We start from the raw sequence: 18,912 nt of genomic DNA, 5'->3' as shown, positions 1-18,912 counted from the left end.
CCGGCGCGATCAGCGCGCCGGTTCCCAGCGAGGACCGGAGGGGGTGTCCTCCACGAGGATGCCCGCCTCGGCGAGCTGGTCGCGGATCGCGTCGGCCGCGGCGTAGTCCTTGCGGGCGCGGGCCGCCTGGCGCTGCTCCAGCGCCACCTTGACCAGGGCGTCCACGGTGTCGTGCAGGCCGCTCTCGGCCCTGGACTCGCGCCACTGCGGCGAGCGCGGGTCGAGGCCGAGCACGTCGAGCATGCTCTGGGTCTCGGCGAGCAGGCGGGCGACCTGCTCCTTGTTCCCCGCGGCCAGCGCGACGTTGCCCTCGCGGACGACCTCGTGCACCACCGCGAGCGCCTGTGGCACACCGAGGTCGTCGTCCATGGCGTCCACGAACGCCTGCGGGAGCGGCGCCGCCGCGTCCACGTCGTGGATCACCTCGGCCGCGCGGGTGACGAAGCCCTCGATGCGCTGGTAGGCGGTGGCGGCCTCGGCCAGGGCCTCCTCGGAGTAGTCGATCGCGGAGCGGTAGTGCGCGGCGACGAGGTAGTAACGCAGCTCGACGGCCCGCACCTTGGTCAGCATGGCGGGGACGAGCAGCGAGTTGCCGAGGGACTTGCTCATCTTCTCGGCGCCGATCTTGAGCATGCCGTTGTGCAGCCAGTAGCGGGCAAAGCCGTCGCCGGCGGCCTGCGACTGCGCGACCTCGTTCTCGTGGTGCGGGAAGATCAGGTCGACGCCGCCGCCGTGGATGTCGAAGGTCTCGCCGAGGTACTTGGTGGCCATGGCCGAGCACTCGAGGTGCCAGCCGGGCCGGCCGGGGCCCCAGGGGGTCTGCCAGGTCGGCTCGCCGGGCTTGGCGCCCTTCCACAGGGCGAAGTCGCGTCCGTCGTGCTTGGCGGAGTCGTTGTCGGTGTCGCAGGCCGCGCGCATGTTCTCCGGGCGCTGGTTGGAGAGCCTGCCGTACCGCTGGGCGTAGGACATGACGTCGAAGTAGACATCACCCCCGGCGGCGTAGGCGTGCCCCTTGTCGATGAGGCGCTGCATCAGCTCGATCATCTCGGGGATGTGGCCCATCGCCCGCGGCTCGACCGTGGGCGGGATGCAGCCGAGCGCGTCATAGGCCCAGGTGAACGCGCGCTGATTGCGCTCGGCGATCACGAACCACGGCACGCCCTCTTCGGCGGCCACCCTTATGATCTTGTCGTCGAGATCGGTGACGTTGCGGCAGAAGGTGACCTCGTACCCGGACCGGGTGAGCCACCGCCGGATGACGTCGAAGTTGACGCCGGAGCGGATGTGCCCGATATGCGGTGGCGCCTGCACTGTGGCCCCGCACAGGTAAATCGAGACCCGGCCGGGCTGGACGGGGACGAAGTCGCGGACCGCACGGGTGCCGGTGTCATATAGGCGCAGACTCACGAACGCAAGGCTAATGCCTCGCAGGCGCCGACAGGACAGGTTGCCCGACCTCACACAGCAGGGAAACCGAAGTGAATGCCATGGCCTTTCCGGACGGACCACATCCTTGACCGTCTTCTTCCATTTTGTGACTAGTTGTCCGTCATGGCGAGTTGCATAGTCTCCGTATTGTCGGTGAACCTGCGTTCGCTACCACGCATCCGCGGCCCGCCTCGCGCCCCGAGCCGTCCCGGGCCCTGCCCGAATCCCCGGCCGCCCCGGTCCCGCGTGGCGCGCCGTCGCATCCCCGCCACGATCACGCCGATTCTGTAGGCTCGAAAACGCCATGGAAGTCACATCCCCCTTGGCGGCAGGCACGTCCTCCCGCCGGTCCGGTCCCCCGCCCGTCTCCGCGCAGCCCTCCCGGGCGGCACTGCTGTTGCGCCGCATCGGGACCGCCATCGCGGGCCTGGCGATCGTGACACTGGCGGGCGCGGCCTGCGCGCTCTCCTTCGACGCGATCCGCGCCCTCGCCCTCGCCGGTGGCGCGCGGCACGATCTCGCCTACCTCTATCCCGCGGGCTTCGACGCGCTCCTGGTGATCGCGCTGATCGCGGTGTTCCTGCTGCGCTCCGCCCGGCTGCTCGCCCGCCTCCAGGCGTGGCTGGTCCTGGCCGTGCTCATCGTCGCCGCCGGCGCCGCGAATGTCGTGGGGGCGACCCAGACCACCCTGGACACGCGGGCCCTCGCCGTGGGCGCCGCCGTGACGCCTTGGCTGATGCTCCTCATCGGGCTGTGGCTCTTCCTGCTCCCGGCCGGAGCCCAGCAGACCCGGCCCGGCCCGGACACCGCCGAGGGCCGTGGTCAGGACATCGTCCCCTTCGGCCGGGAGGAACGCGACCCCGGCCAGGCTCCGCCCCTGGACGCCGCCGTGCACGCGATCGCTCCCTCAGGGGAGATCGTTCCGCACCTGGGCTCGCCGGACGACGTCGAGCCGGACGTGACCCGGGTCGTGCCGCCCACCCCGGCGCCCGAAACGCCCACGGTGGACGAGTTGCCTCCGCTCCGCGAACAGGGCCGCCGGCCTTCCGCAGACGGCGAGGACGCCGCACGGCCCGCGCCGCCCACCACCCCTTCCGTCACTTCCGGCTCCTCCGGCCGGTCCGGAGCCGGCTTTGCCGCGGCCACCGCCGACGCCCCGGCCGCCCAGGCGGAGAGCGACGCCGCCGTCCCCTCGCCCGCCGGCGTCCAGGACGTCCAGGACGCTCACCCGGCCGCCGCCGTGGCCCAGGAATCCGCCCCCCTCGCACCGGAGGCCGGCGCCGTCCCCGAGGAGGCCCCCGCCGCGGAATCCGCTGCCACGGCCCCCGAGAAGGTCGCCGACATGGGGACCGTCTCCGGCGCGCACGCGCACGGCGGGCCGGAGGCCGAGCACAATGTGCCCGCGCCCGAGCCGGAGCAGCGGCTCGTGCCCCGGCCGCGCGGGCAGGCCGTCCCTGAGCGGCGGCAGGAGCGCGACCCCGACCGGCCGCTCCGCTGGGGCGACCTGGTGCGTCCCGCCACCGGCGACGTGCTGGTCCACCCGCTGCCGGCCAAGCCCGAGCGTGGTCGCGAGATGGGTGACACGCAGCCGTACCCGAACATCACCGGCCACGAGCCCGAGCCGCCCGCGGACGCCGCGCCCGAGAAGGACTCCGCGCCCGAGAAGGACGAGGAGAAGGCCGACACCCAGCCCTACCCGCACCTGCGGGGAGAGGCCGCGCCCCTCCCCCAGGCGGACGCGCGGGAGGCGGAGGACGCCGCCTGGCAGGGCGGCGCCGTGCCCGATCCCGCGCACCAGGCGGGCAGCGCCGAGGAGCACGAGACGTCGTGGCGGCGGGCGCCGTCCGGAGAGGCCGAGACGGCGCCCGGCGAGGGCGGGCCGGCGGCTCCACCGCCGTCCGGCCGGATGCGCAGCACCCCGCTTCCCCCCGAGGAATGACGTGCCGAACATGCCGCGTTGCGGATTTCTGGCACTCTGATCAGGGTTTTCTTACTTTCTAGGATTAGTACCCCATGTGGGGGTAGCCACCTTGTCAGCGTGAAGGTGCGACCCTCAAGGGGAGGCTCAATATGTCCATTCAGACCATCCTCGGCGCGATCGTCATCGGTGCCATCATCGGAGCTCTCGGCCGGCTCGTCCTGCCCGGCCGCCAGCCCATCGGATGGCTTCTGACGATCGTCGTCGGAATCGTCGCCGCCCTCATCGGTACGGCCATCGCCCAGGTGCTCGGCGTCGCGACCACCGACGGAATCGACTGGATCGAGCTGGTTCTCCAGGTGGTCCTGGCGGTGGTCGGTGTAGGCGCCGTCGCCGCGATCCGCGGCCGGGAAAGGGTGTGACGGGGGACGTCACGCCGGTGACGTCCGCCTGAACTCCGCCGACGTACCGGCCACCGGGGACGGACTCCCGGGCCCGTAGTAGGGAACCCGACGCACGAGGACTCCGGCCACGGTGTCACGGCTCCGCCGGCACCTTCGAGATCCGCCTGGTCACCACGACCAGGCGGATCTTCGGCGTTCGGGTCCGAACCACGAAGGCCGGCCGGGCTTTCATCGGCGGGCTGCTCAGCCCGTACGCTCCCGCCGGACAACGGCCGAAGTGCCCGCCTGAACCGGCGCGCCGAGACTAGGAAGCGAAGACGAGAGCGGTGGCGATGGCGGCAATGCCTTCGCCGCGGCCGGTCAGGCCGAGCCCGTCGGTCGTGGTCGCACTGATGCTGACCGGTGCCGAGGCCGCCTCGCCGAGGACCTTCTCGGCCTCGGCGCGGCGCGGCGACAGCTTGGGACGGTTGCCGATGATCTGCACCGCGATGTTGCCGATCTCGAACCCGGACGCGCGCAGGTGACGAGCGGTCTCCTCGAGCAGCGCGACACCGGACGCGCCCGCCCATCGGGGGTCGGACGTGCCGAACAGCCCGCCGATGTCACCGAGCCCGGCGGCGGACAGCAACGCGTCGCAGCAGGCGTGCGCGGCGGCGTCGCCATCGGAGTGACCGGCGAGCCCGGTCTCACCCGGCCAGTGCAGACCGGCCAGGTGCAGCTCGCGACCTGATGCGAAAGGGTGGACGTCGACTCCGACGCCCACCCTTGGCCATATCGTGTTCAGGAGTTGAGAACCTCGTCCAGAAGCGCTTCGGCCTTGTCCTCGTTGGTCTTCTCGGCGAGCGCGAGCTCGCTGACCAGGATCTGCCGTGCCTTGGCGAGCATGCGCTTCTCACCGGCGGACAGACCGCGCTCCTTGTCGCGCCTCCAAAGGTCGCGCACCACCTCGGCGACCTTGTTGACGTCGCCGGACGCCAGCTTCTCAAGGTTCGCCTTGTAGCGGCGGGACCAGTTGGTGGGCTCTTCGGTGTGTGGCATGCGCAGGACGTCGAAGACACGCTCAAGGCCTTCTTGGCCCACAACGTCACGCACCCCGACAAGCTCGGCGTTGTCCGCAGGCACCTGTACGGTAAGGTCGCCCTTGTCGACCTTCAGCACCAGATAGGTTCTGTCCTCGCCCTTTATCGTGCGGGTCGTGATGGCTTCGATCCGAGCAGCCCCGTGGTGGGGGTAGACGACAGTGTCGCCGACCTGGAAAGTCATGTGACAAGTACCCCTTCCGCTGTACTCCAGGATACCACGCGTGAGCCCCCTCCCGGAACAGTGAAATCAACATAACTGCAGGTCAACGCCTCGATTTAGGACTTGACAACGCCTCCACTGTGTGAATGAGTCCTTCTGACATGGCCGGTGACCTGCGGCGCTGGCCCCCTCCGCACCGCGCCGCCCCCGCTGAACGAGGCATGCCGAGCACGGATAAGGTTGCCACTGGCCATACCGATGTGCACCAAGGAGACCTCGAACCGTGACCAGCACCAGCCGTCGACGGGTGATGATGATCACCGCGCTGCTCGCAGCCGCTCCGGCGCTGGCCGCATGCGGCGCGGGCGCCGATGCCAACACCAGCAACGCCTACGCCCCGACCGAGGCGAACGTGCTGATCGACAGCAACGGCTCCGCCAAGTCCTACGGCAGGAACGGCATCAAGATTCCGCAAGCGTTCCTCCTCGGTCCCGAGGCCGGGGCGCAGATCGCGCCGGGCGGCGCGGTCCCGCTCTATCTCTCCATGGTGAACTACGGCACCGCCACCGACCGCCTCGAGGGGGTGGCAGTGGCCCCGCAGGTGGCCACGTCGGTCAAGTCCCCCGGCTCCATCGCGGTGCCGCCGGGTCAGCTGGCCAACACCGGCAAGCCCGCCTCCCAGGTCGTCCTGGAAGGCATCCAGAAGCCGCTGTACGGCGGCGAGACGCTTCAGCTCACCCTCCGCTTCGCCAACGCCGGCGACATCCAGATGAACGTGCCCGTGGTCACGCGCAGCCGTGAGTACGCGAGCCTGCCGGCCGCCCCGAGCCCCGCCGCGTCGCTCCCGGCCACGCCCACTCCCGCGGTCTCCGACGCCGCGACCCCGACGCCCGACCCGAGCGCCGACAGCTGACCCTGCGGGGCGGCCTGCGGCCCCCGCACGGCCCTGTGGTGCGCGCAGGCGAGCGTGCGCGCACCACAGCACGCGGGGAACCGCCGACGACATGAGAAAAGGCCCGGTGGCCGGCTCTGGGAGCCGTGCCGCCGGGCCTTTCGCGTGGCCGGATCAGCTCTCGACGGGGTCGAACTTGTAGCCCAGGCCGCGGACGGTCAGGATGCAGCGCGGGTCGGACGGGTCGGCCTCGACCTTCGCCCGCAGACGCTTGACGTGGACGTCGAGGGTCTTGGTGTCCCCGACGTAGTCGGCGCCCCACACGCGGTCGATGAGCTGCCCGCGGGTCAGCACCCGCCCGGCGTTGCGCAGCAGGACCTCGAGCAGCTCGAACTCCTTCAGCGGGAGCTGCACCTGCCGGCCGCGCACCGCGACGATGTGCCGGTCGACGTCCATGCGCACCGGGCCGGCGGCCAGGACCGCCTGCTCGATCTCTTCGCTGTCGCCCTGCCTGCGCAGCACCGCGCGGATGCGCGCCACCAACTCGCGGGAGGAGAACGGCTTGGTGACGTAGTCGTCGGCGCCGAGCTCCAGGCCGACCACCTTGTCGATCTCGCTGTCCTTGGCGGTCAGCATGATCACCGGCACCTTGGAGCGCTGGCGCAGGGAACGGCAGACCTCGGTGCCCGGCAGGCCGGGGAGCATCAGGTCGAGGAGCACGAGGTCGGCGCCGTTGCGGTCGAAGGCGTCGAGCGCCTCCGGCCCGGTGGCGGCCACGGCCACCTCGAACCCCTCCTTGCGCAGCATGTAGGACAGGGCGTCGGAGAACGACTCCTCGTCTTCGACGACGAGCACGCGGGTCACTTCGCGGCCTCCAGAGATTTCGTTGTGCTGGGTACGGCTATCGCCGTGCCGCCGAAAGCCGGCAGACGAAGCGTGAAGGTGGAGCCCGAGCCTTCCTTGCTCCACACGGTCACCTCGCCGCCGTGGGCCACGGCGACGTGCTTGACGATGGCGAGGCCGAGACCGGTGCCGCCGGTCGCCCGTGAACGGGCGGCGTCGACGCGGAAGAACCTCTCGAAGATGCGCTCCTGGGAGCTCTCGGGGATGCCGATGCCCTGGTCGCTGACGCTCACCTCGACGGTGTCGCCGGCGGGGCGGGTGCTGACCACGACCCGGGTGTTCTCTGGGCTGTAGGCGACGGCGTTGTCGATCAGGTTGCGCAGCGCGGTGACCAGCAGCTCGTCGTCGCCCCACACCTGAAGCCCCTCGGTGCCTCCCGTGACCAGGGCGATCTCCTTGGACGACGCCTTGGTGTTGCAGCGATCCATGGCCTCGTGGACCACCTCGTCCACCGGGACGCAGCTCGGGGTGGGGATCGGCTCGCCGCCCTGGATGCGGGAAAGGGTGATCAGGTCCTGCACCAGGTAGGTGAGCCGGGCGGCCTCGTGCTGCATGCGGCCGGCGAAGCGGTCGACCGCGACGGGGTCGTCGGAGGCGTCCTGGATGGTCTCGGCGAGCAGGCTCAGCGCGCCCACCGGGGTCTTGAGCTCGTGGCTGACGTTGGCGACGAAGTCGCGGCGCACGGCCTCGACCCGGCGCCGCTCGGTCTGGTCCTCGGCGAGGACCAGCACCTGGCCGTGGGTGCCGAGCGGGGCGACCCGCACGGCGAAGGTGGTGACCTCCATGCCGAACTTGTGGCGGGCCACCTCGAACTCGCTCTCCCGGATCTCGCCGTCCCTGCGCACCTGCCGGGCCAGGGCGAGCAGCTCCGCGGCCATGAGGTGGTCTCCCTTGACCAGGCCGAACGCCCGCGCCGCCGAGCTGGCGCGCAGCACCCGGTCGTCCCGGCCGAGGACCACCGCCGAGCTGGGCAGCACCGCGAGCACGGAGGCCACCCCCTGGGGCAGGACGCTCTCGGGGTTGTCGGTCGGATCAGGGCGCTTTTTGTCCCGGGGTCGCACCGCCACCATCGCGATCGCCCCGACGACAAAACCCGCCAGAGCGGCAAGGCTTGCCACGATCTCACTCACGCTTCCGATGGTAGGCGGCTCTTTCCGCTGACCAGGCCCCCTATACCGCCTGTTTCCAGGAGAGTTCATCTGCTGGACGAAGTTCGTTCACGAACGCGCGCGTAGCGTGAGCCGCATGCGCGACGCCTTCCATGATGAACTCAACGCTCTCACCCAGCGCCTGGTGCAGATGACGCACCTGGTGCGCTCGGCGATCTCCCGTGCCACGACCGCTCTGCTGGACGCCGACCTGCAGCTCGCCGAGAGCGTGATCTCGCAGGACGCCGAGATCGACCGGCTGTACAAGGAGCTGGAGGCCGCGATCTTCGAGCTCATGGCCACCCAGCAGCCCGTGGCCGTGGACCTGCGCACCGCCATCACCGCCCTGCGGATGGGCGGCGACCTGGAGCGCATGGGCGACCTGGCCGAGCACGTGGCGAAGATCGCGCGGATGCGTCACCCCGACTCGGCGATCCCGCCGGAGCTGCGTGACACGATCCTGGAGATGGGGCAGATCGCCGAGCGGCTGGTCACCAAGACCGGCAGCTGCATCGCCAACCAGGACGTCGACCTGGCCAAGGAGCTGGACGACGACGATGACGCGATGGACCGGCTGCACCGCAGGCTGTTCCGCGTGCTGCTGTCGAAGAACTGGACGCACGGCATCGAGCCGGCGATCGACATCACCCTCACCGGCCGCTACTACGAGCGGTACGCCGACCACGCCGTACGCGTCGCCCACGACGTGGTGTACCTGGTGACGGGCGACCGGCCGGAGGTCGCCTCGGACTCCTGACGCGGGCTCACGACGAACCTGTCACGGTCGCGCCGCCCCCGCACCGGCCCCGGGTCCATCTGGCCCGGGGCTTCGTCGTGACCGTGCCTACGTGACCGTGCCTACTTGGCCTTGCCCTGGTTGGCCACGGCCTCGATGGCGGCCTTGGCGGCCTCGGGGTCGAGGTACTCGCCGCCGGGCTTGACCGGCCGGAAGTCGTCGTCCAGCTCGTAGCGGAGCGGGATGCCGGTGGGGATGTTGAGGCCGGCGATCTCTTCGTCGCCGACGCCGTCGAGGTGCTTGACCAGGGCGCGCAGGGAGTTGCCGTGGGCGACGACCAGGACGGTGCGGCCGGCGGCCAGGTCGGGCACGATGTTGTCGTACCAGTAGGGCAGCATGCGCTGCACGACGTCCTTGAGGCACTCGGTGCGCGGCAGCAGCTCGGGCGGCAGCGTGCCGTAGCGCACGTCGCCAGCCTGGGAGAACTCGTCGTCGTCGGCGATCGGCGGCGGCGGGACATCATAGGAGCGCCGCCAGAGCATGAACTGCTCGTCGCCGAACTCCTCACGGGTCTGCGCCTTGTTCTTGCCCTGCAACGCGCCGTAGTGACGCTCGTTGAGCCGCCAGGAACGCGTGACCGGCAGCCAGAGCAGGTCTGCCGCGCCGAGCGCGAGGTTGGCGGTCTGGATGGCGCGGGTGAGCACCGAGGTGTGCACGACGTCGGGGCGCAGCCCCGCCTCGACCAGCAGCCTGCCGCCGCGACGGGCCTCCTCTTCGCCCACGGGCGAGAGGGTGACATCGACCCATCCGGTGAACAGGCCCTTCGCGTTCCACTCGCTCTCGCCATGCCGCAATAGCACCAAAGTAGCCATGGGGCCAAGCTTAGGACCTGGCCGCTTTACCCGGGCAACGGCTCCGCCGTACCCGCGTGGTGGCGCCGGTCAGCCGTCCCGGCCCGCGCGCTCGATGATCCCCTCGAAGGCGCGCAGGTTGGCCAGCGACTCGCCGCGCTTGACCCGCCACTCCCACTCCCGGCGGATCGAGGAGGCGAACCCGAGCTCCAGGGCGCGGTCGAACCACTCGTCGGCGTAGGTCAGCACGCAGCCGAGCAGCCGGTCGAGCTCCTGCGCCGACACCGCCGCCAGCGGCAGGCGGCCGACGAGGTGGACGTCCCCGACCTTGTCCACGGCGAAGTGGACGCCGTACATGGCGCCGTTCTTGGTGAGCAGCCAGCGGTAGAACTCCAGGTGGTTCTCGTCCGGCCTGCGGCAGAAGAACGCCTCGACGTGCAGGGCCTGGTCGGAGACGGTGAGCCAGGTCATGGTCGCCAGCTTGTGCTGCCCGGGCAGCCGCACCAGGAACGACCTCGGATGCGGGCGCTCGTAGGAGATCTCGGCGGCCTTGAGCGCGGCCTCGACGACCGCCTCGTGATCCATCACAGTCACTCCCGGTTCGTCGGATCGGGGCGTCCAGGGTGCCGAGGGGCACTTCGGAGGGTATTCGAGAGTACTGCCCCGGCCTCGGGCGGCCATGCCACCGGCCCGCGGTGACGAGCGCCATCCGCCCGATCGCCGGCCGGGATCAGATGGGGGCCGCGACCGGGGTACGGCCCAGCCGGGCCAGGATCCCCGAGTACACATCCAGCAGACGCGCGGCGGTGGCCGACCAGCCGAACGCCGCCGCGTGCTCACCGGCGCCCACGGCGAGCGCCTCGCGCCACTGCGGCCGCTCGACGAACGCGCGCAGCGCCCTGGCCCAGGCGAGCGGGTCGTGCCCGTCGACGAGCAGGCCGGACACCCCGTCGCGCACGGCCGTGCGCAGCCCGCCCACGGCCGCCGCGGCGACCGGGGTGCCGCACGCCTGCGACTCCAGCGCGACCAGCCCGAACGATTCGTTGTGGGAGGGGACGACGGTGACGTCCGCGGCGCGGTACCAGTCGGCCAGCTCGGCCTGCGGCGCCGGGGGCGCGAGCCGCACGACGTCGGAGATGCCGAGTTCGGCGGCCAGCTCGGTCAGGTAGGAGGGACGGGCGAGCCCGTTGCCGCTCGGCCCGCCGACGCAGGCGACGAGCAGGCGCGACCGCAGCGAGGGGTCCTCGGCGAGCATGCGGGCGGCGGCCCGCAGCAGCACGTCGGGGGCCTTGAGCGGCTGGATGCGGCCGACGAAGAGCATGATGTGGGCGTCCTGCGGCAGGCCGAGCCGCCGCCGGGCGGCGTCCTTGGCCGCGGGCCGGAACACCTGCAGGTTGACCCCGGGGTTGACCACGACCACGCGCTCGCGCGGCGCGGCGTACAGGTCGATCAGCTCGCGTCCCTCGGCGGCGGTGTTGGCGACCAGGCGGTCGGCCACCTCGACGACCTGCGCCTCGCCGAGCACGCGCGCCACGGGTTCGGGCTTGTCGCCCTCGGCGAGCAGGAGGTTCTTCACCTTGGCCATGGTGTGCATGGTGTGGACGAGCGGCACGCCCCAGCGTTCCTTGGCGAGCCGGCCGACCTGGCCCGACAGCCAGTAGTGGGAGTGGATCAGGTCGTAGCGCCCGGGATCGTACATGGCCTCGGTGCGCAGCACGCCGGAGACGAAGGCGCACAGCTGGCCCGGCAGGTCCCCCTTGTCGAGTTCCTCGTAGGGGCCCGCGGTCACGTGCCGGACGGTGACGCCGGGCACCAGTTCGACGGCGGGAGGCAGGTCGCGCGCGGTCTGCCGCGTGAAGATCTCGACCTCGACGTTGAGGTCCGCGAGCCGCTTGGCCGCCTCGACGATGTAGACGTTCATCCCCCCGGCGTCACCGGTGCCCGGCTGGTCGAGCGGGGACGTGTGCATGCTGATCGTCGCGACCCGGTTGATCCGGCGTGCGACCGGCACTCGCGGCACCGACACCACCTCCAGAAGAGTACTAACCGACAGAAACTTCGTGAGATTCCCGGCATGTCAGGTCCGCACGCGCAGGCGTCCGGCCGCGCTGGCAAGATGACGTGGGGTGGCACTGGGGGCATCGCCCACCGGCACTCCGGCCGGTCCGCGCCAAGCGCGGGCCGCGTGCCCCGCAGGGCGGACGACGAGCACGAGGACGGCACATGACCAGGACTGCTGTGGTGACCGGGGCGAGCAGCGGCATCGGCGAGGCGACCGCGCGCCGGCTCGCCGCGGAGGGCTTCGAGGTCGTGGCGGCCGCGCGGCGCCGCGAGCGGCTGGACAAGCTGGCGGCCGAGATCCCGGCGATCCGCCCGGTGACGCTGGACGTGACCTCCGAGGAGTCGGTGGCCGAGCTGGCGGCCTCGCTGGAGCGGTGTGATGTGCTGGTCAACAACGCCGGCGGGGCCGTCGGGCTGGAGCCGGTCGCCGAGGCCCTGGTCGACGACTGGCGCGGCATGTACGAGGTCAACGTGCTGGGCTCGCTGCGCGTGACCAAGGCGCTGCTGCCCAAGCTGATCGCCTCCGGGGACGGCGTGCTGCTGATGCTGACCTCGACGGCCGGCCTGGTCTCCTACGAGGGCGGCGGCGGCTACTGCGCGGCCAAGCACGCGCAGACGTCGATGACCGAGACGCTGCGCCTGGAGCTGTGCGGGGAGCCGGTGCGCGTCATCGAGATCGCCCCCGGCATGGTGCAGACCGAGGAGTTCGCGCTGACCCGCTTCCGCGGGGACGCCGAGCGGGCCCGGCAGGTGTACCAAGGGGTGCCCGACCCGCTGACCGCCGATGACGTGGCGGACGCGATCGCGTGGACCGTCACGCGGCCGTCGCACGTCAACATCGACCGCCTGGTGATCCGCCCGCGCGCGCAGGCCGCGCAGCACAAGGTGCACCGGGTCTCCTGAGCGTGCCGGCCATCTCAGGAGCCCGCCCGGCGTCCCGGCGGGCGGGCGCCGGGTGAACGGCGGCGCGTCGCGCGGCGGCGGGCGGGCGCCGGGCAGGCCGGTCGGGGAGATCACCCGGGGGACGACGGGGCACAACCGGCTGCGGCGCGCCGACCGCTGGACGGCGGCCGTCTACCGCCCGCTGCTGGTCTCGGCCGAGCGTCCCCTGGTCGTGGACCTGGGATACGGGGCCTCGCACGTCACCACCACCGAGTTGTTCATCCGCCTGCGCCGGGTGCGGCCGGACGTCGAGGTGGTGGGCATCGAGATCGACCGGGCGCGGGTGGCCGCCGCCCGGCCGTACGAGCGGCCGGGTCTGTCGTTCGCGCTCGGCGGGTTCGAGCTGCCCGTGGACCGGCCGCCGCTGATCGTCCGGGCGTTCAACGTGCTCAGGCAGTACGGCGAGGGGCAGGCGTGGGAGGCGTGGGACCTGCTCCGGTCGCGGCTGGCGCCGGGCGGCGCGATCATCGAGGGCACCTGCTCGGAGATCGGGCACCGGGCCGCCTGGGTGGCGCTGGACGCGCGTGGGCCCCGCACGGTCACGCTCTCGGCCCGCCTCACCGGATTCGAACGGCCCTCGGACCTGGCGGAGCGGCTGCCCAAGACGCTGATCCACCGCAACGTGCCGGGCGAGCGGGTCCACGGCTTCCTGCGTGACTTCGACCACGCCTGGGCCCTCGCCGCGCCCTACGGCGCCTATGGCCTGCGCCAGCGCTGGATGGCGGCCGTGGCGCATCTGGCCCGCTCGTGGCCGGTGGCGCTCACCCCGCCGCTCGGCGGCCGGCGGCGCTGGCGCCTGGGCGAGGTCACCCTCCCCTGGGCCGCCCTCGCCCCGGACTCCCGTCCTTCGGCCTGACCGGTCGGCCGCCGGGCCGCACGCCAATGGTTTAGGTTTAACCCGAATGTCAATAGGGGAGTGATCGATGTTCAGCCTCGGCCGGCAGGGCCCGGAGCACGACGACGAGCCGTACGACGGGAGGCCCGCCCGAGGCGCCTGGTCGAATCTCGGACGCCTGGTCATCGCGGCGGTCGCGGCCGGAGTGCTGGTCGCCGGCCTCGCGCTGCCGGTCGTCGGCGGCACGGGCGCGGTCGTGGTGAACGCCTCCGACGAGCTGAACCTCAAACCGGCCGAGCTGGTGGAGCCTCCTCTGGCGGAGAAGACCACCGTGCTGGACGCGACGGGCCGCCCGCTGGCGCAGTTCTGGGACGTCTACCGCGAGGTCGTGCCGTTCGACCAGATCGCCGACGTGATGAAGACCGCGGTCGTCTCCATCGAGGACTACCGCTTCTACCAGCACGGCGCGATCGACCTTGAGGGCACGGCGCGCGCGCTCGCCCGCAACCTGCAGTCCGGCGGGGTGGCCCAGGGCGGCTCCAGCATCACCCAGCAGTACGTCAAGCAGGTGCTGCTGAACGCCGCGGTCACCGACAAGGAGAAGAAGAAGGCGCTGGAGGCGAGCTACGCGCGCAAGCTGAACGAGCTGCGGTTCGCGATGGCCGTCGAGCAGAAGTACACCAAGGACCAGATCCTGGAGAAGTACCTCAACATCGCCTACTTCGGCGCGGGCGCCAACGGCGTGGAGGCCGCGGCGAAGCGGTTCTTCGGAGTGCGCGCCGCAGACCTGAACCTCTGGCAGGCCGCGACCCTGGCCGGCGCCGTGCAGTTGCCGGTGGCCACCGACCCCGAGAGCGGGCGCAAGAACCGGGCGCGGCTGCTGCAGCGGCGCAACGTCGTGCTCGACCGCATGGCCCAGCTCGGCAAGATCACCAAGGAGCAGGCGGCCGAGGCCAAGGCGCACAAGCTCGGGTACAAGGGCACGCCGCTGCCCGGCAACTGCACCTCCAGCCCTTATCCGTACTTCTGCGTGTACGTGCGCGAGGAGTTCCTGCGCAACCCGGCCTTCGGCCGCACCGAGGAGGAGCGCGCCCGGCTGCTGTACCGCGGCGGCCTGACGATCAAGACCACGCTCGACCCGCGCATGCAGGCGGCGGCCGAGAAGGCCATCAAGGAGCACGTGTTCGCGACCGACGCCCCGGTCGCCTCCGAGGCGCTGATCGAGCCGGGCACCGGCGCGATCAAGGCGATGGCGGCCAGCCGCCCGTACGGCACCTCCGCCCGCCGCGGGGAGATGTCGTACAACATCGTCGCGGACAAGGCGCACGGCGGCATCGGCGGCTTCCAGGCGGGTTCGACCTTCAAGACCTTCACCCTGATCACGGCGCTGAAGCAGGGCATGAAGATCAACGACGGCTTCACCGTGGGCAGCGGCTTCCGCGCCTCGGGATACTCCGACTTCAAGAACTGCAAGGGCCAGCCCATCGGCGACCCGTCGCACACGATCACCAACGACGAGGGGGGAGGCGGGTTCCGTACGCTGCAGACGGGCACCTGGAACTCCGTCAACACCTTCTTCCTGGAGCTGGAGCGCCGCGTCGGGCTGTGCGAGACCATCCGCACCGCCATGTCGCTGGGCATCAAGCGCGCGGACGGCGCCAAGCTGACGGAGTACGAGACCTTCACCCTCGGCACCAACGAGATGGACCCGGTGACGGTCGCGAACGCCTACGCCGCCATCGCCGCGCGCGGCACCTACTGCTCCCCCATGGTGATCAGCCGGATCACCGGCCAGGACGGCAAGGTGACCGACTACCGGCCGCACTGCCGCCAGGCGCTGGACCCCGAGGTCGCGGACGCCACGGCGAACATCCTGTCGGGGGTGTTCACCAAGGGCACGATGAGCCGCGTCGGCGGCATCGGCCGCGACGCCGGCGGCAAGACCGGCACCACCGACGACCAGGCGACCGCGTGGTTCGCCGGCTTCACCCCCGACCTCGCCGGCGCGGTCAGCATCGGCGACCCGCGTGGCGCGGTGGCGCACAAGCTCAACAACGTGACGATCGGCGGCAGGTACTACCCGGCGGTGTTCGGCAACGCCATCCCGGGCCCGATCTGGAAGGACACCTTCCTGGCCGCGCTCAAGGGCGTGGAGCCGACGTCCTTCACGCCGCTCAACACCGAGCGCTTCGGCGGCTGCGGAGCCGAGTGCCGGCCCGTGAGCCCGCCGGAGGACGACCGGCCGGACCCCGACGGCAACGCCGTGGTGGTCACCCCGGGCGTGACCCGGGAGCGCTGATCCGTGTGACGCGGGCCCCGGTCCGCTCCCGGAAGGAGCGCGACCGGCCCGCGGCGGCGGGGCCGGGTGCGGTGCGCGACCGGCCCCGCGCCGGGCGCCCGTCCGCCCGCACCGGGCGTGACGCGGGACACGCTCTGCCCTCTACGCGACGTAGTACTACCCGGGGTAGGCTTGTCGATGTGAAGGGTCTCGGCGAGCTTGAACGCACCATCATGGACATTCTCTGGGCACAGAACGCCCCGCTGACGGCACGGGAGGTCGGCCGGCTGATCGCCGACCGCGATCTCGCCCCGACCACCGTGATGACCGTGCTGGACCGCCTCACCCGCAAGGGCTTCCTCACCCGCACCCGTGACGGGCGCGCCTGGCGGTACGCACCGGGCGCGAGCCGCGACGCCTACGTCGCGGAGCTTATGCTGGAAGCCCTGGACATGACCGGAGACCGTTCGGCCGCGCTCACACGCTTCGCCCAGACGGTCTCCGGGCCAGAGGCCGAAATCCTCCGCAAAGCGCTAACGGAGCTGGAAGAAGAGTGATCGCCGCCGTCCTCCTTGCCGCGCTCGCCACGGCGTGCGCGCTGGGGGCATGGCGACTGGCGTTCGCCAAGTGGCCGTGGCGGGCGCCGAGGTCGGCCATTCTGCTGTGGCAGTCGCTCGGCGTCACCTGGGGCCTGGCCAGCGTCGGCGCGCTGCTGGCGTACGCGCTGCAGCCCTACGGCGGCGGAGTGCTGTACGGCCTGCGTTCGTTCACCGAGTCGGCGGTCCTGTTCGGCATGGGGCACGGCCTGCTCCAGCCGTACGGCGTGCCACGCATGGGCGCGCTCGTCGCGGGGCTGATGCTGCTGGCCGTGCTCGTCGCGGTGCTGCTGGCGGCCGGGACGCAGACCTTCCGCGCCCGGCGGCGCCACCGCCTGCTGCTGTCCCTCATCGCCCGGGACGACCCGGGGGTGCCGGGGGTGCGGGTCGTCGACCACCCGGGCGCCGCCGCGTACTGCCTGCCCGGCCTGCGCTCGGAGGTCGTGGTCAGCGCGGGGACGCTGTCGCTGCTCAGCCGGGACGAGCTGACCGCCGTCCTGGCCCATGAGGCGGCCCACGCCCGTGAGCGGCACGATCTCGTGCTGCTGCCGTTCACCGCGCTGACCTGGGCGTTGCCGTGGGTGAGCGTGGTGCGCAACGCGCAGTCCTCGGTCGCCCTGCTGGTCGAGATGGCCGCCGACGACCGTGCCCGTCGTTACTGCTCCCCGCGCCGCCTGGCGACCGCGCTGCTGCGCTTCGGCTCGGCGGGCGCGGTGCCCGCGCCGGACGGCACGCTCGGCGCCGGCAGCGACCACGTGATGGCCCGGGTGAACCGCCTGGTCAAGCCCGGCCCCGCCCTGCCGCGCCGGGCGAGGTACGCCCTGGTGACCTTCTCGGTGCTGCTGTCGGTCTCCGCGCCCCTGCTCTGGCTCTACCCGCACTGACGCCCGGCCCCGGCGTACGCCGATGATCGCGTGCGACCTGGACGGCGATCTCGTGAAGGGCGACTGAAGCCCGTTACGCGCCCTGTGGCGACACCGCGGCGCCTGCATCGCGCCTCCTGGAACATGCCCGAGGTCATCGGGGTGGTCCCACCCCCCTCCACACCCGGTCCGTCCCGCGCCACCGGCATGCCTCTCCGGCGGGAACCGCCGCCGCTTGCTGGTGTTTGCCATGGTGTTTGCATTTGCAAGCACAGCGACGCATACTGAACGTATGGAACTACCGAAGGTGGGCTCGATCGGCGAGTACATCCGCGACCAGCGGAAGCAGGCGAAGATCTCTCTGCGTCAGCTCGCCACCCAGGCGGGGGTCTCCAACCCCTACCTGAGCCAGATCGAGCGCGGGCTGCGCAAGCCGAGCGCCGAGATCCTGAACCAGATCGCCAAGGGTCTGCGCATCTCGTCCCAGGCGCTCTACGTGCAGGCGGGCCTCATCGAGGACCGCGAGCCCGACAGCGACGTGCTGGCCGCCATCAGAACCGACCGCACCATCACCGAGCGGCAACGCCAGGTGCTCATCGATATCTACGAGTCGTTCCGCAAGGAGAACCGAGCCGAGGCTCAGGCCGAGGCCGAGCGGACCACCGAGAACGCACGGCCCGAGCCGGAGCCCCAAGGGGTCGACGCGGTTCCCGCGACGGAGGCCGCAGCCTCCCCGAACGGCCGCATACCACCGGAACCCAAGGAAGGTTGATCCATGCCCATCAACGACGAGGTCAAGAAGATCGCCGAGTCCAAGCCGTTCTACGCCGTGGCCGGTGCGGGCGACTTCGCGGTCGAGAAGCTCCGCGAGCTGCCCGAGCAGTTCCAGCGCCTGCAGACCCGGCGCGCCGAGGTCGGCGCCGTCGCGCGCGAGCTGCCCGACATGGCGCGCAAGTACGCCGCCAACGTGCAGGTCAAGGCCGAGGCCGTCGCCAAGGACCTCCCCGGCAAGGCCAAGGAGTACGCCGACACGATCAGCGCCAGGGCCGCGGGGCTGTACGACGAGTTCGCCAGCCGGGGCCGCAAGGTCGTGAGCCGGGTCACCGGTGAGACCGCCCTGGAGCTGGAGGAGGTCTCCGCCGCCGCCGAGCCGGCCATCGCCGCCCGCCCGGCCGCGCGCAAGAACTCCCGCGCCACCGGCACCCGCACCACCAAGGCCTGAGCATCCCACGCGGTGCGAGGCCCGTCCCGGAACCCCGGGGCGGGCCTCGCGCGTTGTACCGGCGGACGGCGCCCCGGGCGTCCTCTGTGCTGATCGCCCCGCCGGGGCAGGCCCAGAAGGTCCCCGTCCGGGCTAGGCTGAAGCCTGCCGTCCACATGACCCCTGGGAGAGGCGATGTTGCAGATTCACGGCGTCCTGGATCTCATCTTCTGGGTGCTGGCCATCGCGGCGTTCTGCATGTGCGCGTGGGCGCTCTTCCATGCGATCAGGACCCCTGCCCGCGCCTTCGCCATCGCCGGCAAGCTGAGCAAGCCGGCCTGGCTCGCCATCCTCGGTCTCGCGGCGCTGTTCTCCTTCGCCGCCGCGGTGGGCTACCTCGGCACGCTGAGCATCTTCACCATCGCCTCGGTCATCGCCTCGGGCGTCTACCTCGCCGATGTCAAGCCCGCGGTCGGCGAGATCGGGCGCGGCGGCTCCAGCGGCAGCAGCGGTCCGTACGGCCCCTGGTGACCCGCCCGGCGGCCCCTCAGCCGCCGGTTCACCGCCATCTGTCCCGAATGTTGTGATTGAGACGGTTTGCCGTTCCAGCGCGT

General features: G+C 71.5%; 20 protein-coding genes. 12 read left to right on the top strand and 8 right to left on the bottom strand.

Annotated features, from left to right (window positions below; all coding sequences use genetic code 11):
• Positions 1-9: 9 nt before the first annotated feature.
• Positions 10-1,407, bottom strand: coding sequence for a cysteine--tRNA ligase (gene cysS / locus IEY93_RS20545; RefSeq protein ID WP_189164719.1), 1,398 nt, complete (start codon positions 1,405-1,407; stop codon positions 10-12).
• Positions 1,408-1,732: 325 nt separating this feature from the next.
• Between cysS and IEY93_RS20540 the strand changes: the two genes are divergently transcribed.
• Both IEY93_RS20540 and IEY93_RS20535 read left to right on the top strand, forming a co-directional pair.
• Complete coding sequence (locus IEY93_RS20540) at positions 1,733-3,367, top strand: DUF2637 domain-containing protein (protein ID WP_189164718.1); 1,635 nt, start codon at positions 1,733-1,735, stop codon at positions 3,365-3,367.
• A 131-nt stretch (positions 3,368-3,498) separates the two neighbouring features.
• A complete protein-coding gene (locus tag IEY93_RS20535) occupies positions 3,499-3,768 on the top strand; it encodes a GlsB/YeaQ/YmgE family stress response membrane protein (protein WP_189164717.1) in 270 nt (89 codons plus the stop codon).
• A gap of 286 nt (positions 3,769-4,054) precedes the next feature.
• Here IEY93_RS20535 and ispF read toward each other — a convergent pair whose 3' ends face one another.
• Complete coding sequence (ispF, locus tag IEY93_RS20530) at positions 4,055-4,513, bottom strand: 2-C-methyl-D-erythritol 2,4-cyclodiphosphate synthase (protein ID WP_189164716.1); 459 nt, start codon at positions 4,511-4,513, stop codon at positions 4,055-4,057.
• A gap of 17 nt (positions 4,514-4,530) precedes the next feature.
• Positions 4,531-5,013, bottom strand: a complete 483-nt coding sequence (locus IEY93_RS20525; RefSeq protein WP_184978896.1) for a CarD family transcriptional regulator — start codon at positions 5,011-5,013, stop codon at positions 4,531-4,533.
• A gap of 262 nt (positions 5,014-5,275) precedes the next feature.
• Here IEY93_RS20525 and IEY93_RS20520 point away from each other — a divergent pair, with 262 nt between their 5' ends.
• Positions 5,276-5,905, top strand: a complete 630-nt coding sequence (locus IEY93_RS20520; protein ID WP_229691306.1) for a copper chaperone PCu(A)C domain-containing protein — start codon at positions 5,276-5,278, stop codon at positions 5,903-5,905.
• Between the two features lie 153 nt (positions 5,906-6,058).
• Here the strand turns inward: IEY93_RS20520 and IEY93_RS20515 are convergent, their stop codons facing one another.
• Together IEY93_RS20515 and IEY93_RS20510 are read right to left on the bottom strand one after the other, a co-directional pair.
• Positions 6,059-6,748 (bottom strand): response regulator, encoded by a 690-nt coding sequence (locus IEY93_RS20515; RefSeq protein ID WP_189164715.1) that lies wholly within the window; start codon positions 6,746-6,748, stop codon positions 6,059-6,061.
• Complete coding sequence (locus IEY93_RS20510) at positions 6,745-7,857, bottom strand: sensor histidine kinase (RefSeq protein ID WP_203968742.1); 1,113 nt, start codon at positions 7,855-7,857, stop codon at positions 6,745-6,747. Before IEY93_RS20510 ends, IEY93_RS20515 begins: the two co-directional genes overlap by 4 nt.
• A gap of 175 nt (positions 7,858-8,032) precedes the next feature.
• Here IEY93_RS20510 and phoU point away from each other — a divergent pair, with 175 nt between their 5' ends.
• Positions 8,033-8,692 carry a phosphate signaling complex protein PhoU gene (gene phoU, locus IEY93_RS20505; protein ID WP_189164713.1) on the top strand — a complete coding sequence of 220 codons (660 nt, stop codon included), beginning with the start codon at positions 8,033-8,035 and terminating at the stop codon, positions 8,690-8,692.
• A gap of 101 nt (positions 8,693-8,793) precedes the next feature.
• On the opposite strand, the gene IEY93_RS20500 is transcribed toward phoU, so the two are convergent.
• From IEY93_RS20500 to mshA, 3 genes are all read right to left on the bottom strand, one after another.
• Positions 8,794-9,543: a phosphoglyceromutase gene (locus IEY93_RS20500; protein ID WP_189164712.1), complete on the bottom strand. Its 750-nt coding sequence runs from the start codon at positions 9,541-9,543 to the stop codon at positions 8,794-8,796.
• A 69-nt stretch (positions 9,544-9,612) separates the two neighbouring features.
• Positions 9,613-10,107 (bottom strand): type III secretion system chaperone family protein, encoded by a 495-nt coding sequence (locus IEY93_RS20495; protein ID WP_189164711.1) that lies wholly within the window; start codon positions 10,105-10,107, stop codon positions 9,613-9,615.
• A gap of 145 nt (positions 10,108-10,252) precedes the next feature.
• Entirely contained in the window at positions 10,253-11,542 is a 1,290-nt protein-coding gene (gene mshA / locus IEY93_RS20490; protein ID WP_189164710.1) for a D-inositol-3-phosphate glycosyltransferase, read from the bottom strand.
• A 203-nt stretch (positions 11,543-11,745) separates the two neighbouring features.
• Between mshA and IEY93_RS20485 the strand changes: the two genes are divergently transcribed.
• The 8 genes from IEY93_RS20485 (at position 11,746) to IEY93_RS20450 (ending at position 18,829) form a co-directional block, all read left to right on the top strand.
• A complete protein-coding gene (locus IEY93_RS20485) occupies positions 11,746-12,486 on the top strand; it encodes an SDR family oxidoreductase (RefSeq protein WP_189164709.1) in 741 nt (246 codons plus the stop codon).
• Between the two features lie 52 nt (positions 12,487-12,538).
• Entirely contained in the window at positions 12,539-13,381 is an 843-nt protein-coding gene (locus tag IEY93_RS20480; protein WP_189164708.1) for a class I SAM-dependent methyltransferase, read from the top strand.
• A gap of 67 nt (positions 13,382-13,448) precedes the next feature.
• A complete protein-coding gene (locus IEY93_RS20475) occupies positions 13,449-15,659 on the top strand; it encodes a transglycosylase domain-containing protein (RefSeq protein WP_189164707.1) in 2,211 nt (736 codons plus the stop codon).
• Positions 15,660-15,838: 179 nt separating this feature from the next.
• Positions 15,839-16,195: a BlaI/MecI/CopY family transcriptional regulator gene (locus tag IEY93_RS20470; RefSeq protein ID WP_189164706.1), complete on the top strand. Its 357-nt coding sequence runs from the start codon at positions 15,839-15,841 to the stop codon at positions 16,193-16,195.
• Positions 16,192-17,118, top strand: a complete 927-nt coding sequence (locus IEY93_RS20465) for a M56 family metallopeptidase (RefSeq protein ID WP_189164705.1) — start codon at positions 16,192-16,194, stop codon at positions 17,116-17,118. Before IEY93_RS20470 ends, IEY93_RS20465 begins: the two co-directional genes overlap by 4 nt.
• A 271-nt stretch (positions 17,119-17,389) precedes the next feature.
• Positions 17,390-17,869 carry a helix-turn-helix domain-containing protein gene (locus IEY93_RS20460; RefSeq protein WP_189164704.1) on the top strand — a complete coding sequence of 160 codons (480 nt, stop codon included), beginning with the start codon at positions 17,390-17,392 and terminating at the stop codon, positions 17,867-17,869.
• Between the two features lie 3 nt (positions 17,870-17,872).
• Positions 17,873-18,319, top strand: a complete 447-nt coding sequence (locus tag IEY93_RS20455; RefSeq protein WP_189164703.1) for a hypothetical protein — start codon at positions 17,873-17,875, stop codon at positions 18,317-18,319.
• Positions 18,320-18,493: 174 nt separating this feature from the next.
• Positions 18,494-18,829 carry a DUF2516 family protein gene (locus IEY93_RS20450; RefSeq protein WP_189164702.1) on the top strand — a complete coding sequence of 112 codons (336 nt, stop codon included), beginning with the start codon at positions 18,494-18,496 and terminating at the stop codon, positions 18,827-18,829.
• Positions 18,830-18,912: the final 83 nt, after the last annotated feature.

The sequence above is a fragment of the Sphaerisporangium melleum genome (assembly GCF_014646695.1).
Taxonomy (GTDB): Bacteria; Actinomycetota; Actinomycetes; order Streptosporangiales; family Streptosporangiaceae; genus Sphaerisporangium; species Sphaerisporangium melleum.
This window is presented reverse-complemented; position numbering and strand designations above follow the sequence as displayed.

Coding starts and splice junctions, on each gene's coding strand:
- IEY93_RS20540 (WP_189164718.1), top strand. CDS start 1,733: ATGGAAGTCACATCCCCCTTGGCGGCAGGCACGTCCTCCCGCCGGTCC.
- IEY93_RS20535 (WP_189164717.1), top strand. CDS start 3,499: ATGTCCATTCAGACCATCCTCGGCGCGATCGTCATCGGTGCCATCATC.
- IEY93_RS20525 (WP_184978896.1), bottom strand. CDS start 5,013: ATGACTTTCCAGGTCGGCGACACTGTCGTCTACCCCCACCACGGGGCT.
- IEY93_RS20510 (WP_203968742.1), bottom strand. CDS start 7,857: ATGGTGGCGGTGCGACCCCGGGACAAAAAGCGCCCTGATCCGACCGAC.
- phoU (WP_189164713.1), top strand. CDS start 8,033: ATGCGCGACGCCTTCCATGATGAACTCAACGCTCTCACCCAGCGCCTG.
- IEY93_RS20500 (WP_189164712.1), bottom strand. CDS start 9,543: ATGGCTACTTTGGTGCTATTGCGGCATGGCGAGAGCGAGTGGAACGCG.
- IEY93_RS20495 (WP_189164711.1), bottom strand. CDS start 10,107: ATGGATCACGAGGCGGTCGTCGAGGCCGCGCTCAAGGCCGCCGAGATC.
- IEY93_RS20485 (WP_189164709.1), top strand. CDS start 11,746: ATGACCAGGACTGCTGTGGTGACCGGGGCGAGCAGCGGCATCGGCGAG.
- IEY93_RS20475 (WP_189164707.1), top strand. CDS start 13,449: ATGTTCAGCCTCGGCCGGCAGGGCCCGGAGCACGACGACGAGCCGTAC.
- IEY93_RS20460 (WP_189164704.1), top strand. CDS start 17,390: ATGGAACTACCGAAGGTGGGCTCGATCGGCGAGTACATCCGCGACCAG.
- IEY93_RS20455 (WP_189164703.1), top strand. CDS start 17,873: ATGCCCATCAACGACGAGGTCAAGAAGATCGCCGAGTCCAAGCCGTTC.
- IEY93_RS20450 (WP_189164702.1), top strand. CDS start 18,494: ATGTTGCAGATTCACGGCGTCCTGGATCTCATCTTCTGGGTGCTGGCC.